At 43.8% G+C, this 18,441-nt stretch carries 13 protein-coding genes and 1 tRNA gene; 5 read left to right on the top strand and 9 right to left on the bottom strand.

Annotated features, from left to right (window positions below):
- Positions 1-551 precede the first annotated feature (551 nt).
- Positions 552-1,952: a glycosyltransferase family 2 protein gene (locus tag COU90_00565; GenBank protein ID PJE64748.1), complete on the top strand. Its 1,401-nt coding sequence runs from the start codon at positions 552-554 to the stop codon at positions 1,950-1,952.
- A gap of 103 nt (positions 1,953-2,055) precedes the next feature.
- Here the strand turns inward: COU90_00565 and COU90_00560 are convergent, their stop codons facing one another.
- From COU90_00560 to COU90_00545, 4 genes are read right to left on the bottom strand one after another with little or no spacing between them, the layout of a single operon-like run.
- Complete coding sequence (locus COU90_00560; protein PJE64747.1) at positions 2,056-2,235, bottom strand: hypothetical protein; 180 nt, start codon at positions 2,233-2,235, stop codon at positions 2,056-2,058.
- On the bottom strand, positions 2,225-2,623 hold the full coding sequence (locus COU90_00555; GenBank protein ID PJE64746.1) for a very short patch repair endonuclease: 399 nt from the start codon (positions 2,621-2,623) through the stop codon (positions 2,225-2,227). The genes COU90_00560 and COU90_00555 overlap by 11 nt, the downstream gene beginning before the upstream one ends.
- 5 nt (positions 2,624-2,628) lie before the next feature.
- Positions 2,629-3,795 (bottom strand): NgoFVII family restriction endonuclease, encoded by a 1,167-nt coding sequence (locus COU90_00550; protein PJE64745.1) that lies wholly within the window; start codon positions 3,793-3,795, stop codon positions 2,629-2,631.
- The gene (locus tag COU90_00545; protein PJE64744.1) at positions 3,740-4,756 is read right to left on the bottom strand and encodes a DNA (cytosine-5-)-methyltransferase; all 1,017 of its coding nucleotides are present in this window, start codon (positions 4,754-4,756) and stop codon (positions 3,740-3,742) included. Before COU90_00545 ends, COU90_00550 begins: the two co-directional genes overlap by 56 nt.
- 385 nt (positions 4,757-5,141) lie before the next feature.
- Here COU90_00545 and COU90_00540 point away from each other — a divergent pair, with 385 nt between their 5' ends.
- Together COU90_00540 and COU90_00535 are read left to right on the top strand one after the other, a co-directional pair.
- Positions 5,142-5,915, top strand: a complete 774-nt coding sequence (locus COU90_00540) for a hypothetical protein (protein ID PJE64743.1) — start codon at positions 5,142-5,144, stop codon at positions 5,913-5,915.
- Positions 5,916-5,984: 69 nt separating this feature from the next.
- A complete protein-coding gene (locus tag COU90_00535) occupies positions 5,985-6,845 on the top strand; it encodes a hypothetical protein (GenBank protein ID PJE64742.1) in 861 nt (286 codons plus the stop codon).
- Between the two features lie 87 nt (positions 6,846-6,932).
- Here the strand turns inward: COU90_00535 and COU90_00530 are convergent.
- Positions 6,933-7,016: transfer RNA gene (locus COU90_00530), tRNA-Leu, on the bottom strand.
- A gap of 86 nt (positions 7,017-7,102) precedes the next feature.
- Between COU90_00530 and COU90_00525 the strand changes: the two genes are divergently transcribed.
- A complete protein-coding gene (locus tag COU90_00525; GenBank protein ID PJE64741.1) occupies positions 7,103-7,867 on the top strand; it encodes a hypothetical protein in 765 nt (254 codons plus the stop codon).
- Positions 7,868-7,893: 26 nt separating this feature from the next.
- Positions 7,894-9,084, top strand: a complete 1,191-nt coding sequence (locus COU90_00520) for a hypothetical protein (GenBank protein PJE64740.1) — start codon at positions 7,894-7,896, stop codon at positions 9,082-9,084.
- 26 nt (positions 9,085-9,110) lie between these two features.
- Here COU90_00520 and COU90_00515 read toward each other — a convergent pair whose 3' ends face one another.
- From COU90_00515 to COU90_00500, 4 genes are read right to left on the bottom strand one after another with little or no spacing between them, the layout of a single operon-like run.
- Positions 9,111-10,841 (bottom strand): hypothetical protein, encoded by a 1,731-nt coding sequence (locus COU90_00515; GenBank protein PJE64739.1) that lies wholly within the window; start codon positions 10,839-10,841, stop codon positions 9,111-9,113.
- A 51-nt stretch (positions 10,842-10,892) separates the two neighbouring features.
- Positions 10,893-12,959: a type I DNA topoisomerase gene (locus tag COU90_00510; protein ID PJE64738.1), complete on the bottom strand. Its 2,067-nt coding sequence runs from the start codon at positions 12,957-12,959 to the stop codon at positions 10,893-10,895.
- 8 nt (positions 12,960-12,967) lie between these two features.
- Positions 12,968-14,053: a DNA-protecting protein DprA gene (dprA, locus tag COU90_00505; protein PJE64737.1), complete on the bottom strand. Its 1,086-nt coding sequence runs from the start codon at positions 14,051-14,053 to the stop codon at positions 12,968-12,970.
- A gap of 52 nt (positions 14,054-14,105) precedes the next feature.
- On the bottom strand, positions 14,106-18,341 hold the full coding sequence (locus COU90_00500; protein PJE64736.1) for a hypothetical protein: 4,236 nt from the start codon (positions 18,339-18,341) through the stop codon (positions 14,106-14,108).
- Positions 18,342-18,441: the final 100 nt, after the last annotated feature.

Below are 18,441 nucleotides of genomic sequence, written 5' to 3'. Positions count from 1 at the left end.
GGTAAAGTCAGCACGAGAGGTGCAACATAAGCCATCTGAATGACTTGACGTCGCGTCATTTTATCGGCCACAATTTTCCTCCTTCTTAAAATGATTTAGACAAACACAACATCGCCGCATCTCTCCTTCCATAACGTACGCTGGCCATCTCGAAGGTCAGGGGGTAGATTACTGACGTGAACCCTAACCTTATGAGCCCTATCCGGCCAATGGCGTATTAAACGCCGTGGATGTTTAGGCGCAGTACATGCGCTTTTCCGGTTCCCTGATTTTGGTTGCATCGCATCCTCCATGGGGGCAATTTTTTGTATGATACTATATGAAGATAGTATTGTAAAGTGTGCTACGGATGGGAGTCAAACTCATACAATCGTTAAGATCGTTGGATTTTATGCTTGAAAAACACGAATATAATTGGTTTAATGGAATGCGTAAAAACATTTGAACGACAAATTGTCCGGGTAAGATGCAGAGAAGAAGCCGGAACCTGCACTTATTTAATCCAGATCTGATTCGGCGATTTATAAATATTTATTGACAAAAGTAATTAAATGGGTCATATTTGTAACTTAAGCTATATGATGAGTTTCCGTAATTTTAAACAATCCTTAGTTGTTGTGTCGTTTGTTTTATTTCTTTATATACCAACAATACTGGTGTTTTATTTTGCGTGGTCAAAAGATTTTGTACCCCTTGAAGGGTTTGAGTCGATTCGATTTTTAGTATTGCTTTTATTTGCCCCAATTATCCTAAAATATTTTATACAGTTACTTATAGCACCTTTTTATTCTGTAGTTGAACACGCCAGATCGATACGAAGGCAAGAAAACTTTTTCCCAAGCGTTTCGGTTATAATTCCTGCATGGAATGAAGAGGTTGGGATTATGAAGACGATAAAGTCCGTATTAAACACAAAATATCCAAAGATGGAACTTGTGGTGGTAAATGACGGATCAACAGACAATACACACAAAACAGTGACAGATTTTTTGAACAAGTGTCAAAAAGAGAATCTTTATTCGGGGGTACAAATTCGTTATCTGAAAATTAAAAATGGGGGCAAGGCACGAGCATTAAATAAAGCGCTCGAAGTTGCAGTTAATGAGATCGTTATGACCGTTGATGCAGATAGCATTATGGATAAAAATGCCATTAAGAATATTGTAAAACACTTTGCCGATATGCGCGTTGCATCTGTTGCTGGAAACGTTGTCATTGGTAATCGATCAAATCCAATTTGTTTAATACAACAACTCGAGTATCTTTACGGCTTTTATTTTAAACGAGCAGACTCACTGTTTAACGCTGTGTATATAGTTGGAGGTGCCGCGGCCGCATACAGAAAAAGCGTGTTCGCCGAAATCGGTAATTTTGATGTAAATATGATTACTGAAGATATTGAAATTTCTACACGATTACAAGCTTTCGGGTATCATGTTCGTTACGCATCCGATGCGTATGTGTTTACTGAGGGACCATCAGATTTTATGAGTTTGTGTAAGCAACGCCTTCGTTGGAAGCTTGGTCGGTTGCTCACATTTTGGAAACACCGAAGTCTTTTTTTTAGTTTAAGAAAGACGCATAAATCTTACTTAAGCTTTCTTATTCTTCCGATAGCTCTTTTTGCGGAACTCTTACTGTTATGCGAGGGTATTCTGCTCATAATCTTTTATACATATACGTTTTATACAAATGACTTTGTACCACTCGCATTTGTCATTACACTGCTAACGGGAGTAATAGTACTTCAAATAATTTCTGATCCGAAGGTAAAATTTCATCGAAATCTGGTGTTGTTGGCACCAACTGCGTGGCTGTTATTCTATTTTATGGATTTGGTAGAGTACCAAGCCCTTTTAAAAAGCATAAAAAAAATCGTCACCAAGTCGGAGCTTAGGTGGCAAAAATGGAACAGGATGGGAGTGTTTCTTGATGCTCAGGAAAACGCATAGGGTTTGTAAAGGATTTTTTACGGGTATTTTTAATTCTTGGTAAAATGCGTTCGAGCGTGGTTGTATAAATACACCAACACAAAACTTTTTGATTTTTGAGGGGCTATCTGGTGGAATTATACGACTCTGCTCGAACATTTTTTGAACGAAACATCTGACCGATTGCCGCGCTTCGCGTGGCAGAAACGAAATCTGACGCTCGGGCGGGCAAAAATTCCTTCCCCCCAATCCCCTTCCTTTTTGCCTGTTCGCCTAAATTTGCGGCGGAAAGGTCAAAAAACAATCTTGTCCATAACACGATTCGGATTCTTTTTTACCTCGTGCTCCCAAAACCGAAAAACTTTCCACCCGTCCCGAATAAGTTGTTTTTTGACCTGCTTGTCTCTTTTTTGATTGTTGGCGATTTTTTGTTTCCAATACTTTGTATTTGTTTTTGGTTGTGTTTTACACCGCGGACACCCGTGCCAAAAGCAGCCGTCTATAAAAATCGCCACCTTTTCCTTCTGAAAAATAAAATCGGGAACGCCGAAAACTTGGCGGCTATGTCTGCGCCAGCCTGTAATTTTGTTTGCTCGGAGCAGTTTTGAAAAAGCAATTTCCGTAGTCTGATTTCCTCTGCTCCGAATAGCCGCCATATTTCGGCTCCGTTGTTCCCTCGTTATTTTGTCCATAGCGATTATTCCTCCTCATCGTCAGAGATTTCCTCCTCGCCGGATTCACCGTTTTCATTCAAAAACTTTTCGTATGACCCAATGCGCGTAAAATCAATGTCATAAGTATGATTATCAGTCTTGTAGATAACGACAGTATCAAGCCCGATTGCCTGAAGTTTGTCATAAGTCAGCAGTTCCCGCTCCGAAAGATTGAGAACATCGCGCAAAAGCCATTTGCCCAGAGCAGAGTTTGGATTGCTCATTAACGCCTTGCTGTTGTCTTGGCAAACTTTTGCGCTCATTGTCGCCCTGTCGGGCAAAGTGAGTTCAAATGCTTGGTCGCGGGGAGGAAAGAAGTTCGGAAATTTTCTGTGTAGCCATGCCGGTATCGGAATATAAATCTCGTTCGGATCGCGGGGACGGCCACTCGCGTTCCACTGATTAAGTCCGCTTTTTTCAGGAACCTTTTTATCTCCTCCCCGCGTAGAATACAGCGGAAGAAATACATGTGGCTGGACTTTTATCGGAGCAAAAATTAGTCCCGCTTCTGTTATAAGTTTTTCAATCTCGTCAAACGGGTCCTCAAGAATTCTAACCGGAACTTCAAGAAGCACATTTTCGGGCGTAATAAACCGCTTATACAGGGTGCTTTTTGCAACATTGAAAGAATACTCTGCGGACGGGTCGGAAAACTGGATTGTGTTTCCGTTCGCTTTCAGGTCTTTTATTTCGTCAATTTTAATTAGCGGAGCCGGAGTTTCGTAGACAAGAATTTTTCCGACCTGCCGCGTTATACAGTGGTAAATAATTTGTTCAAGCCCGAAAATGCGCTTTGTCGTTTCTATGCGCTCATTTCTAAGCTCTGCAATTTTTCTGATTTTTTCTTCGGTGCCGAGTGCGCGAAAAAGCGAGTGGTCGCTGTTGAATTCGGCAATTTTTTCAAACGACTTTCCGTTCTTGTGCAAAAATGTTTTTATTCCGAAACCGACTTTATTCTTTGAGGCATCAGCGGAAGCATCCGAACGCGAAAGGTTTTCGGCTTCAAACGCCTTGCAAAACAAATTTTCCGCTGCGCGGTATGCAATATACGGCTCCGGCGCTTCGGAAAATAATTTTGAGAGTGAACCGACCGCTTTAAGCAGCCGTTCGTAATACTCTCGTTGTTCTTTTGACTGGCTCTCTATAAACATAATTATTGTTTGTTTGCAGGGCTTTCATCATCTGCCTTGCGACCCTCTCTACCACGGAAACCGTGACAGAATTACCAAACTGTTTGTACAGCTTGGTGTCCGGCAAATCTTTCGGAAGTTTATAACTTTCGGGAAAGCCCTGCAAACGCGCGCATTCCCGAGGTGTAAGTTTCCGAATTCCTTTTTTATCTTTGACAAGCGGAACATTGTGTCCGCCCATTCCCATATTTGCGGTAAGTGTCGGACAAACACCGCTTTTATTCTCGCGCACATAAGCTCGCCTCCATTGATAAACTGTATTCGGTGATTTTATCGCTTCTTTGAGTTGCTTATAAAGCGTGCTGTCGTTGTAGTAATATTTACTGTCCACCGACTCCTCCAAAATATCGGAAATACTTTTTGTAAGCGGTGTTTGCTCCGGAAATTCAAAAACATCATGCGCTTTTTTTGATTTGAAACCGGCGATATAAACACGCTCGCGATTCTGCGGGACATTCCCGTATTCCATGCTGTTTAGAACTTTCACTTTGACATGATAGCCGAGGTCGGCAAGCGCGTCCGAAATAATTTTGAATGTTTTGCCCTTGTCGTGTGATTTTAGATTTTTTACATTTTCAAGCAAAAACGCGGACGGCTTTTTGTCCCGCAGAATCCTTACAATTTCAAAAAATAAATCGCCTCTGCCTGTATCAAGAAATCCGCGCCGGTAACCCGCAACAGAAAACGGCTGACAAGGAAATCCGCCGAGTAAAATATCAAAAGCAGGCAGAGACGAACTTTTTATCTTTTGAATGTCGCCAACAGCGAGCTGCGCCGTTTTGTAATTCAGATCGTAGGTTGGCTTGCAGTAAGGGTCAAAGTCGTTGGAAAAAACTGTTTCAAATCCGGCGCGTTCAAAGCCCATTCGGATTCCTCCGATACCGGCGAACAGGTCTAAAGTTTTGTAAGTTTTATTGCTCATAAAAATTAGCTTAATTTTGGGCTTGGCGCGCCGGACGGCCAACGCCCATAACTTAATTCTATATGGTTTTTCAGAAAAAAGCAGCTAGTTTTGACCTGTGGATGTTCCGCTAACTACATTTTAGCAATTTTTTGGCTTTATACCAATACTATCGCTGACAATGTGCCGCGCGGAACGTGTGGTGGCTCTGACCAAAATCGTACGCTCTCCCGCCCCGCTGCCCGCCTCCGCTGACGCGCGGGCGGCAGGATTCAATGAGGAATGCACGGCGGATTTTTAACGCAGGGTCTTTTGTATCAAGTGAGAAATTGTGTTACGGTAGCGCCGTGAGAAATTCATAGCGGGTTTCTCAAAGCAGTACATTTACAACCACAAAACGGAGGTAATGAAAATGAATGAAGAACGCGAACTAATTCTTCAGAATGTTCAAGAAGTCCTGCAAAATGCACCTTGCATCTCGAGTGCTAGGATATATGGATCATGGCTCTACAACGAACTATCCGTAGATATGGATGTTGCTGTCATTGTAGAGAGCAATTTCGGTATCGTGGATGCGGAGCATTATCGCACATTGCGAGACATACGGCGCTCGTTGACGGAAAAGACCGGCCAGGATACAGACCTGGTGCCTCACACGGTCGATGAGTTTGTTGATCGGAATTCTCCATTGTGGTATCCGCGATATAATCCATCACTGGTCTTCGGTCGCGACATCAAAGGTGTTTTCCGCGTGACACCAATTAGTACCGCTGTCCACAGATTTTCCTTCGCTGACCTTACAGCCTATGTACTTCATGACAACAGAACGATATGTAGACGCCAACTCGTACGGTCATTTAACGGAGAAGAAGGAAGAATATTCGTCAGCAAGTTGCTACACGGTCCAGGAAATGCGCTTACATATCAAGCATGCAGGCTAAGAACAGATTATGTCATCCCTCCATCGAATCTTGAGGGATGCTTCGAGGCATTTGATCGATTCTATGGAGTGGATTCAACGACTGCCATCGATTTTTTGTCCGCTTGCAAAAAGTCAATAGACTTTGAGCGTGGCGTGCTGCTCATGAACTGGTATGAGAGTCTTTTCAATCTCGTTATTCACGGCGATCAGTTTAAGGCAGATTACCAGTCCTTGTGTCATACACTTCGCTCGCGTTGAACCCACGCTCCCGCCGGAAAATTTAACCCGACGGGAGCTTTTTGTTATAATATAAAATATCATTTGTATATGTATTTAGATTTGCACACACATTCATATTTTTCCGACGGTGAGTTATCGCCGGAAGAAATCATAGATAAGGCAAGAAACAAGAAAACCTCCATCTTTTCAATTACTGATCACAATTTCCTTCCAGACACCGCAAGTATAAAAACGTATGCGGAAAAGAACCAAATTCAGTATATCGATGGTGTAGAAATTTCTACATTGTATCGTATGTCTGGAAGTAACTTCTCTTTGCATATCCTTGGGTATGGCAGACAACTCAATCGAGAAATATTGAATAAGAATCTGCAGCGAACGATTGATGGCTATAATCGTCGGGCAATCGCAATAATTGATAAAATTAACAAATTACTTCCAGACCTGAGAATGGATTTTCAATCGCTCAGACTCGCCGGACATGAAGCCTATGTGAGCAGAAACACTATCGCGAGAATAGTAGCGCAACATCTTAAAGGAAATATCACCGTTAAAGATGTTTTGAGGAAGTATGTTTTTATAGAACAGGAAGATGATACGTGGATGATGACGCCAAAAGAAAGTTTTCAGCTTATCGCCAGCGCAGGTGGCATCCCTGTCTTGGCTCATTCTGGGAGAGAGTTACGAAAGCTTGGACATGTAGCATATGAGGAAATATTAGCCAACCTCGCAAAGGAGGGACTTTTAGGATTAGAGGTCTATTACCCAAAACATTCCGAAGACGAAGTCATCACATTAAGAAATCTCGGCAGGAAATTGGGGCTCTATATCACCGGTGGAAGCGACTGGCATGGCGTAATATATACACCCGAAGTTTCAATTGGTCGCGAAATCCCAGCAGAAGATATTACACCATTTTTACAAGACAGTAGGATATCTACTCTCTAGTTTAACGTATATGAATTACCCTCAACACATCGTCGCGGTTGGCGCACTCGTGCGAAACAACCACAACCAAATCTTACTGGTAAAGAGTGGGCAAGGTGGGACTCGAACCCACACGGCCATACGGCCACACGATTTTGAGTCGTGATCGTCTACCAATTCCGACACTTGCCCAAGCAATATATGTGTATGCAATATACCCTGTTTTTACACAGTTTTCAATTCTTTCTTCTTTGGGCGTTCTTCTTTATACTGATTGAATGACTATTATTTTTGCAAATCAGAAGGGGGGTGTGGGGAAAACAACAACGACACTGAATATATCGGCATATATGGCGGCACTCGGGAAAAAAGTACTTTTAGTGGACCTTGATCCGCAGGCGAATGCCACATCCGCTCTTTCCGGACGCATACAAAGAATGGATGATACACCCACAACATATGAAGTTATAATCGGTGCTATTCCGGCGCGCGATGCGATAAAGAAAACAAATATTTCCAATCTGTTTCTTATGCCGTCGTCTCCCAATCTTGCCGCCGCCGCTGTGGAACTTGCGAATACGCGGTATCGTGAGACATACCTTGATCGTGCGCTTTTGCCTATTACGCGCGAATATGATTTTATTTTTATTGATGCTCCGCCGGGATTGGGTATTCTCACTATTAACGGCTTTCTTGCCGCTCATCATGTTATTATTCCGGTGCAGTGCGATTATTATGCCCTAGAGGGGATGACCGAGCTCGTGCGTACTATACAAAAATTGAATATGCGGACGCGTAAAAAAATTGGCGTCATGGGGGTGGTTCTTACCATGTTTGATAGAACATCAAAGCTTTCTCGTGCTATACTGGAGGAGGTGAGGGGTAATGCGGTGGATTACGTGTTTAAAACGGTCATTCCACGCAATACTAAATTGGCGGAAGCGCCTAGTTTTGGAAAAACAATCCTTGAATATGACCCTTATTCTCATGGCGCCAAGGCATATTGCCAATTAACAGAAGAAATAATCGGACTAGTAGGATAACTATATAAAATTTAACTGTTTATATTATGTCTAATGTTTTAGGACGAGGACTCGATGCTCTTTTGGGAGGGGATGATAATGAGAGAAAAAAGGAACATACTTCAGGAGAAGAAGTCGGTGTTTCCGGGACTTCTTCTCCTTCAGTGTATCGTTCGGAGTCTTCGGTGGTCGAACAACTAAACCCTATCGCACAAGAACAGCCCAAAGAGAGTGTTTTTTGGGTGGAGGTAGCAAAAATAAAACCAAATCCGCATCAGCCGCGGACGCATTTTGACGAGGAAAAAATAAAATCGTTGGCCGACTCCATTCGACAGTATGGCGTACTGCAACCAATTGTTGTTTCTAAAGAGGAAATAGATGTTCCTACCGGAACACGTGTCGAATATCAAATTATTGCGGGAGAGCGGCGATATCGCGCCGCTTCCTATCTAGGATTACAACAAATGCCTGCCATTGTCCGGCGGGAGGAGTCTAATAAAATAAAACTGGAACTTGCGCTTATAGAAAATTTACAGCGGGAAGATTTGAATCCGATGGAAAAGGCGCGCGCATATAAGCGTTTAATGGATGAATTCAAGTTAACACCGCGGGAAGTGGGCGCTCGGGTGGGAAAGAGTCGTGAGTCGGTTGCAAATACAGTACGTTTGATGGCGCTTCCCGAATATGTTCAGGATGCGCTTATACAAGGACGTCTTACGGAAGGGCAAGCACGTCCTCTTATTTCTTTGGCACATGCGCCGGAAGAGCAAAAAAATCTCTTTCATGCGATTCTCGCCAGTGGTCTTTCTGCGCGCGATGTGGAGAGCGCTTTTCATGATATTGTTTCGCGTGTGGGTGTTTCTCCTGAGCGAAAAGTACAGATAGAAAGGCGTGCTTACGACACAACAACAAAACAGGTAGAGACAGAACTTGCCGGTGCGTTAGGAACCCGTGTCACAGTGCGAAGATCGCGCGAAGGAAAAGGACGTATTTCAATAGATTTTTTTTCGGACGAAGAATTCGAACATTTAACGGGATTGATGGCGCGTCTTCATGAAGAAAGGAAAGAATCATTGATGGTTGGCGGAGAAGTGCGTACGGTGGATGCTCCCGTATCCGGCATATCCGCGGAAGAAGCGCGTTACGCATCTTCTCATCAGTCAGATCCTGTTGCCGTTCAATTGCCGGTAGAATCGGCGGAACACTCATCAGATGATACGGATTCGTTCACGGTATAATATCCGGCTATAGTGCATTCCATCTGTTATTCTTTATCACGTACGGAAACGGTTTGAATTTCAGTAATCGTTTTGAGGCGTGTAATAACATGTTGTAATTGTTTTTTATCGCGCGGACGAAAGGAAACCACAAAAATCGGAAATGATTTATTATTAGTGTTCATGGAAATATTTTGAATATGAATACGAAAGTGGGTAAATACGCGGGAAATATCGTTTAAAAGGCCTACATGGTTACGTGCCGTAATATGAAGATGACGGAGAGGGTGTTCATCCGGAAGAATACGGATAGGGGAAGGAGTTGTGTCGGGTTCCCTGCGAAGGGCGGTACGAATTTGCGTGCGTGCTAAAGATGTTTTTACCAAAGAAAGCCATTCGGAGCTAGGCTTTCTTTTTTTCTGGGTAAGGATTTCCACCGTATCTCCTGATACGAGTTCTGCCGAAAATGGTGCCATTTTTCCGTTTATTTTGGCGCCTATCATATGGTTTCCTATGTCAGTATGTATTCGGTAGGCAAAATCGATGGGAGTAGCGCCAGCGGGAAGATCAATAGCTTCTCCCTTTGGTGTAAGAATGAAAATGCGATCACGGAAAAAGTCTATTTTAAGAAGCTCAAGAAGAGTTTCACCATCGTCAGTCGGGTCTATGGTATTTTGCCATTCACGAAGATCCTGAATCCATGTTGTGGCGTGTGTTACCGATCCTCCTCCCTTCGGTTTTCCCGATTCCGTATATGCCCAGTGCGCGGCAATGCCGTGCTCTGCTTCTTCATGCATGGCACGCGTGCGAATTTGAAATTCTGTTATGGCATTATTAATGCAAAATACGGTGGTATGGAGACTGCGATATCCGTTTGGTTTAGGTAGAGCAATATAATCTTTTATACGTCCGGGGAGCGGTTTCCAATACACATGAATAATGCCAAGGACACGATAACAATCCTCTATGGTGGAAACGATAATGCGAACGGCAAGAAGATCGGTAATGCGATCAAAATCCATATCATACGAGACAGCTTTTTTCCATGTACTGTATAAATTTTTTTCGCGAGTTCCTATAGAGGAAAAATGAATACGCTCTTCCGCAAGTTCTTTTTCTAAAAACGGCTTTACGTGGTTTTCAAGATATGCGCGCCCTTCGGAAACGCGCTCCTCGACAAAATTACGTGTCATATTATATTCGTCGGGGTAAACGATAGGGAAAGCAAGATCTTCAAGACGGCTTTTTATATCCCATATGCCGAGCCGGTACGCTATGGGTGCGTAGATTTCCAGCGTCTCGAGGGCAATACGTCCTTGTTTTTCGGGACGTACGAATTGGATCGTTTCCATATTATGAAGACGATCGGCTAATTTTATAATAACCACGCGCACATCTTCCGCAACGGCAAGAAACATTTTTCGCAAAGATTCCAGATGACGTTGCGTACCCTTGTGGCGTACGTGAGATACTTTCGTGACACCTTCAACAAGAAAGGCAACATCGGCACCAAATTGTTCTTCGAGTGTTTTTACGGAAACGGAACAATCTTCGATAGTATCATGCAGTAGGGCGGCCGCTATTGTTTTTGCATCCATATGAAGACGAACGGTGTGCTCTGCCGTTGCAATACAATGTGTCATATAAGGGTCCCCTGAAGATCGTTTTTGTTTTGCATGGGCTTTTTCAGCAAAGATAAAAGCCCTTTCAATAAAAAAAGAGTCAGCGGAAGAATAGCCTTCTTTTACAAGAAGGGATGTGAAATGAGACCACGACATGGTTTACATAATAGTTATCAAATGTAGGATACGAAAATTAAAAATTATAACTTAGTCTCGAGTACGACATTCTTTGTCCGAACATATAATTTTTTTGCCTTTCTCTACCATGAGTGACCCGCAAACGGAGCAGTTTTGGGGGGTTGGTTTATCCCAGGAAGCAAAATCACATGCCGGATATTCGGAGCATCCGTAGAACATGCGTTTGCTCTTTGTGCGGCGAGGAATAATATCACCTTTTTTACATACGGGACAAGTAATGCCGAGCGTATGTTGGGGAAGTTGTTTTGTATTACGGCAGTCAGGAAAGCCGGAACATGCCATAAACCGCCCAAACCGTCCATGTTTTATAATCATAGGCTTGGCGCATTTTTCGCATAGTTCATCCGTCTCTTCATCCATTGTTTTTTTCTCGACTGATTCATATTTTTCCTCAAGACGTTTCGCAAAGGGGAGATAGAAGTCACGGATAAGGGCTACCCATTCAGTATTTCCTTCTGCGACATCGTCTAGCTTGTTTTCCATATCCGCTGTAAATGCAATATCAACAATATTTGGAAAATGTTCTACAAGAACATTATTTACCATACCACCCATTTCCGTAGGCTGGAGGCGTTTTGCTTCATTACGTTCCACATAGCCGCGATCCTGGATAGTGCTTATGGTGGGTGCGTAGGTGGATGGCCGTCCGATGCCGTTTTGTTCCAGAGCCTTAATGAGTGATGCTTCCGAATATCGCGGAGGAGGTTCGGTGAAATGCTGTTCGGAGGCAAGTTTCTCAAGAGAAAGAACGTCATGTTCTTTCAGAACCGGCAGAAGCGTATCTTCCGTTTTCATGGGATATACGGCAAGAAATCCATCAAATATAAGAACGGATCCGGTGGCGCGGAATGTATAGTCGTCGGCATTTATATCAATGGTTGTGGCATCAAATAGTGCCGGCGGCATTTGAGTTGCTAAAAATCTTTGCCAGATGAGTTCGTATAATTTATATTGACGCGGTTCAAGTTTGTCTTTTATCGATTCCGGTGTACGTGTGATGTCGGTGGGATGAATTGCTTCATGAGCTTCCTGCGCTCCCTTTGATTTTGTTTTAAAGCGGCGGGGTTCCGGAAGAGCATATTTCTCACCGAATGATTCGGTAAGAAATGTTTTAGCGTGTGAAAGGGCCTCTTCTGAAAGATTGAGCGAGTCCGTACGCATATAGGTTATAAGACCTACGGCACCTTTAGCGTCTATAACAATACCTTCGTATAATTGTTGAGCAAGGCGCATGGTTTGTTTTGCTGAAAACCCAAAACGGCTTGAGGCGGCCTGTTGGAGGGTACTTGTGGTAAAGGGCGGACGGGGATTTCGCATACTCGCCTTTTTTTCGATGGATGTAATGGTGTATGCCGCTTGCTCGAGATTTTTCAAAATAACGTCCGATTCCTTTTTTGTCGTAATACCGCGTTGGGGGACAATAACCCCATTCGCTTTGTAGAGGCGCGCGGTAAAGGGTTGTTTTCCGGCGAAGTGCGCGGTGATTGTCCAATATTCTTCCGGCTTAAATTCGGAAATTTCTTTTTCACGCTCAACTATAAGACGAACAGCAACGGACTGCACACGTCCGGCGGAAAGTCCCTTGGCAATTTTTTTCCACAAAAAGGGAGAAAGTTTATAACCGACGATTCTGTCGAGAATGCGCCGGGCCTGTTGGGCATTTACCAGATGGGTATTGATTGAGCGCGGATGTTCAAGAGCTTCTTCGATGGCATGTTTGGTTATCTCATGGAATACAATACGCTCGACATGTTTTTCGGCATTTTTTTCCTCATGCAGTTTAAGAGCATAAGTAAGATGCCACGCTATAGCTTCTCCTTCACGATCTTCATCAGTTGCAAGTATAATGGTATCCGCTTTTTTTGCGAGTTCCCGCAGTTTTTTTACTTGAGGCTGTACTTTTCGCGAGATAACATAGTGTGGTTCAAAATCATTATCAACATCAATACCGAGCTGTGATGCCGGTAGATCACGAATATGCCCCATACTGGATTCTACGGAATATTTTTTTCCGAGAAAGCGGGAGATGGTGCGGGCTTTTGTGGGTGATTCTACGATGATTAACTTTTTACTCATGTGTGTAATTATACGTTGTGGTATGTGCCGGCGCCATTGTTTTTTATTTTCCCGCCTATTTCAAGCATGCTTATAATGCGTGTTATATCAGCGGAAGATTTTTTTGTGGCATGCACGAGATCGTTTATTGTTCGAGGTTCGGATAATAAAGAAAGCATAAGATGTTCTTCGGATGAAAGAGTATCAACGGAAGATGTCGTACTAATGGGCGGTGTATATCCGGGTAAGGTGGAGAGAATATCATCAGCTGATGTAACAAGTCCTGCTCCTTCTTTGATAAGCATGTGAGGTGTTTCGGAATAGAGAGAATAGACAGGTCCGGGAACGGCAAATATGTCTCTGCCGTACTCCAATGCGTAATTGGCTGTAATGCGCGTACCGCTCTGTTTTCTCGCCTCTATTACAAGGGTGGCATCGCTAATCCCGGCGATAATACGATTTCTTTGGGGAAATGTCCAGGTGGCGGCGCGAAGGGATGGTGGATATTCGGATATAATAGCTCCTCCGGAAGACAGGATGGCATCTGCGAGTTTTCTGTTGGATGCGGGATACAGAACGTTTTGATGCAGTCCTGATCCTACAACGGCGATCGTATGACCGCTTGCATCTAAGGACGCCATGTGTGTTCGAGCGTCTATACCGATAGCGAGACCGGATACGATGCAAATACCGGCGTGAGAGAGATCGCGTACAATATTATCACACATATCTTTTCCGTATTGCGTCGGATGACGCGTGCCGACAACGGCTATGGCGGGAGTGTCTTCGGCCGGAAGAATTCCTTTTAGGTATAAAATTTGAGGAGGAGCCGGTATGGTATGGAGACGTCTTGGATATAGGGAAGAGTCGGGAAGAAGGACCGTTATGTCGGAGGAGGTAATATCTTTCCATAAATGTTCGGGAGAAATATTTTTTCGTTTTTGACAAACGCTATGGGCAATTTTTTTATTCTCCAGAGCTTCTTCTATGCGTATACGGGGGGAGTGCCATGCTTCCGTAAAAGAACCGCAATAATTCTTAAGAGAACGCATGCGCAGAGGACCTAATTCGGGAATGGTATTTAGTGCATGGGCAAATAATGTCTCCGTATCCATAGAGGCACTATAGAAAAAAAACCAAAGAGAAGTCAAAAATAAACGAAATTAACTAAACGGTGCGCCGAAGTGCATCACTAAGGGTAGTGCCTTCGGGGATGTTGCGCGGAATACGCTTATCAATGCCTTCCAGTAGTTTAAGTATGCCGTCTCCCGTTTTCATTATTTGATTATAAAGTATTTTGCCGATTGCGCCGCCTTCCGTGCGCCCTTCCGTGAGAGCATGTTTCATGGAGCGAAAATCCTCAACCCGCCATTCCATTAATGCGTGGAAGGCCTCTTTTTTAAGAGTAAGATCTTTCTCCCATATTGACTGAAGGCGAAGCCATTGCTTCTGGTTTTCTTGGTAGGACGCATTCGAAAGGAGTTTGCTCATTAAATCATCTCCCTGGGAGATCTCCTCTTGGTAAAGACTTTCACCAAGACTGCGTAAGTCGCTTACACGGCGTTGAATATTACCAATAACAGCGTCCTGAACGTATAAATTTTCTCCCCTAAATGTATCAGCAAATTTTTTCGGATGCGTAATGGCATCTTTGAATGACACACTGCTTTCTTCGATGGGGCTTTTCAGAATAGCGGCTCCTTCTTTTTGGGCGGCAATCACCGCTTCATGAGATGATGTTTCTGATGGGGTAGGGGGTTTTTCTCCCAGGGCGGCATATGAGGTCGGTTCTTTTTCCGCCAAATGTCGAGAAACAATAAATTTCTTTTCTCCCGCATCATATTCAACAGCAGTTCCGGCATAAACAAGATCTTTATCATGAATATCGGGAGAATTACCCCATGCTTCCGCCCATTCCTTATTTGTAAGGGTATCGCTTTCAATAAAGCGGCGGGTGGCGCGCCAGACATTTTCCCCCTCACGAACGACCGACATATGCGTTTTTTGGACTATTTCGCGCGCATCTTCTTCCGTTGCCGGAATTTCGGTCATTGCTTTATGTACCGTCTCCGGAACAGAAAATGGATCACGTTTTCCTTCCGGATTATATCGATAACTATCATCGGGGGAAGTATTCGCAGGCAGAGGAGGGGGTTTTGTTATGAGTTCTTCGGGCGACATATCACTGTTCGTTGAAGAAAAACGTGGTGAAGCAGGCGCGCGAGGCGCGGCAAGTTCGGGTGTGTCCACTATATTTCCGTTTAACTTAACAAATGTTTCGTATGTATCGCTTAGTGCGGCGCCTGCCACGGAAAACACAGCATTGTACATGGCCGCATATTTAACGCGGTCTACAATAGCATCATGTTCCTTTTTCTTTAATTTCTTTTCCCAGCCCTTAGAAAGGGCATTAATACGTTTTTGATACAGGGATGATTTTTCTTTATCAAGATGTTCTTGGGCAAGTAAAACGCGTGCTTTTGCAATATGCATACCAAGTTCATAACGGTTTACTTCCACTGATCCGGCTTTCTCTTTTTCTCCATAGGTAATAAGACCTTCTTCGGCGCGTCCTTCCGTGGCGTGTACGAGTCGTTCAAGGAAGAGAAGATTTCTTTCACGACTCTTTTTATCCGTCGTTGTTTCCGTTCGGGAAAGGAGCGTTTCGAAACGACGACTAAGATTACTAGCGTTCATATATGGGCGAAGTGCATTTGTTACGCCCTGTTCGCGTTTAATGGTTTCCTCCCGACGAACGCGTCCCCTGCGCAAAAGACCATGAACGCCGACTCCCGCAACAGCAGCTCCGGCGGCGCCTGCTAGCGGATATGCAATAAAACCGGTTAAACCGTTAATGCCGGCCCGTACGGTCCGCCCCAGTACGACGCTCGTACCTCTTTCCAATGCCATCTTTCCGTAGGCCGCCCACAATGCCGATTTATCTTCCACGCAAGCAAGGTACTTAGCGGCGTCTTCGTTACTACGCAGAAATTTTTGTTCACGTGCCACTCCTTCAATGCGTGTCATGTAGGCTGAAAAATCGGGGTTATTGATAACGGCAAGAAGTTTATCGCGGTTTTTTACAAATGCTTTTTCTTTTTTATGTTCTTTATCTTTGGCGAAAGGAGTTTCTTGGAATTTCCATACGGATTTATTAAATGAAGTGAGAATGGCTTTTGCCTTAATGCGGTCATGAGCGGGAAGTTTTTCCCAATAGGGATCCATTATATTTTCTGATAAATAATGAAGTTCGATATTTTTTCCGTGAATAATAACGTCAGGTCCTTCCTGTAGGCGGTCCGCAAGTATGCGTATATGATTTTTCGTAGTTGGATCATTAAAGAAAAGCTCTTTGTTCATAAGGGCATGTTCACGGCGCTTTTCAAGCTGAACATCTTCCGTAGCACGGTGCCATGCGTTGCCAAGGAAATGTGTAAACGTGCTTCCAATGGCAAGGCCTTTGTAAAGTTGTTCCATCCACGGATATTTTTTTGCTTTTGTGTCAATAAAACTTTCCATTTTTTCCGATAGCCACTTCGTGGCATCTGATGTATTTGCGTCCTGTTCGAATTGCGTATGTGCTTCTCGATGCACAAAACCAACAGTCATCTCTTGTATGTTGCGGCAGAGAAGAATAAGTTGTCCCTCGGAGAGCTTTTCATATCCGGGAATCTCCCTAATATGTTCAAGCGGAATACCCGATGTTTTAAACACTTGTTCAACGCGCGGAGTTATGTGAGACATCGGTTGCTCACGGTGTGCCGTGATGTTTTCGGTATTAGGAGTATCCGTTTGCTCTTTTTTTTCAGAGGGGAGATCATTTGGATCCAGTGGTTGCTCCCGTTTTGTGGTATCTGTTCTCCGTTTCTTTTCCGCGTCTTCCTGCTTTTTCCGCTCTTCCTCTACTTGTTCATTAAGGGCTTTCCATGCCACACCAAGTCGGGCTATTTTCTCTTCCTCCTTCTCCTTCTCTTCCTCCTCTTTCTCTTCACGTAATGGTTTTTCCGGTAGGTCTTCTTTCTTTATCGGAGAGTATTCTTCTTGCTGTTCCGGAGGATGTTCCGTTTTTTTCGCTATGCTCGCAAGAGCATTTTCTTCGGGTACGGGAATGTTTTCCGGTATATCTTCTTCCTTTTTTTCTGATGCGTTTACATGTTCTTGGGCGAAGGATTCTTCGTCTGGGGTGATTTCTTCCTTAATGAGTTCAATTGCTTTTTCGTACATTACCTTGTCTCCGTCATCTTCCGCATCAGCCAAACGTTGTTCAATTTCCCTAACATTAAATTGCGTCCTTTGGGCAATGCCACGAGCAAGACGTTCAAGTTGTTCCTCGGCGGTAGGGCGTTTTGTCTCCAGTGCTTCCAATAATGCATCATATTTTTGGATAAATAATGCAACTTGTTCCGTTTTTTTAAGACCTTCCTTTACCGGAGGGTGTTCTTCCATTGGCGTATCAACTTGCTCGGACACCGCATCAGACTTAGGATGAGTATCCTGTACGATCGCAAGAGCATTTTCTTCGGGTACGGGAATGTTTTCCGGTGTTATAAGGATGGTTTCGGGAAGATTGTTCCCCGTTTCTTTTTTGTCTTCTTCGGTATCTGGAGAATGATCCGCTAATGTTACCACCTCTTTGGAATCCGTTTCCGGGATGGGAGCGGGGGGCATTTTGGGGGCATCGTCAGCGTTTTTTTTCTCTTTCTCCAACGCAAGAGCGCGCTCACCAATAGCGCGTATTTCTTCCTGTATGGAAGGACTATTAGCATGTTCCGCCATTTGTTCCGCCATCCATCCTCGCAACCACGTTTCTTCATATCCCGGCCCTGCGCCCTGACCTTGTCCGTACCCCTTTCCGGTGCCATTTCTCATGCGAGTCAATAATCTGTCCACATATTCATTACGTTCCTTATCAGAGATACCGGGGCTATTTTTTTCAGGAGAGAGTTCTTTTTCCGTCTTGACTTCCTCATTAATACCGGCTTTCTCGAGCTCATTTTCAAGAACCTCTTGTTCATGGGGAAGCGGCGTTTCCCCGCGTAATATTCTGGCCGCGGCATTATGCAGGGTGGCGTTTTCTCCCGGTGTTTTTTCGGGCGGTAATTCTCCGTTTTTCAACGAAGGATTTGTTTCCGTGGAAGATGAGGCATTGCTTTCGGCTTTTTGTTTTGCCCTTTTAAATACATCTCCCAGATTGGTTGTTAAAGGCGGAGTTTCGTTAAGGGTATCACTGCTTTTCTCGGTATCAATAGCTACGGTATGCGCTTCGGGGCCGTGCAGTGATTTTTGAAGTTCCGCAATATGTCCCGAAAAGGGTGGTGTTTTTTTATCACGGGACGTAAACGCTTCCCTAAGTATATTAAGGGCGTCCCGTCCATCTATGAACGATTTTCTCTTTTTCTCCATACATACAGTATAGGAATTTTGCGATCATATTGACATGTAAAGATATCCACAGTAGTGTGTCATGGAATGAAATTGTTATCATAAAACAAATTAATCGCTT

Source organism: Candidatus Ryanbacteria bacterium CG10_big_fil_rev_8_21_14_0_10_43_42 (assembly GCA_002793915.1).
GTDB lineage: Bacteria > Patescibacteriota > Minisyncoccia > Ryanbacterales > 2-02-FULL-48-12 > 1-14-0-10-43-42.
Note: the sequence above shows the minus strand (reverse complement) of the source record. Positions and strands in the feature narration are given on the sequence as shown.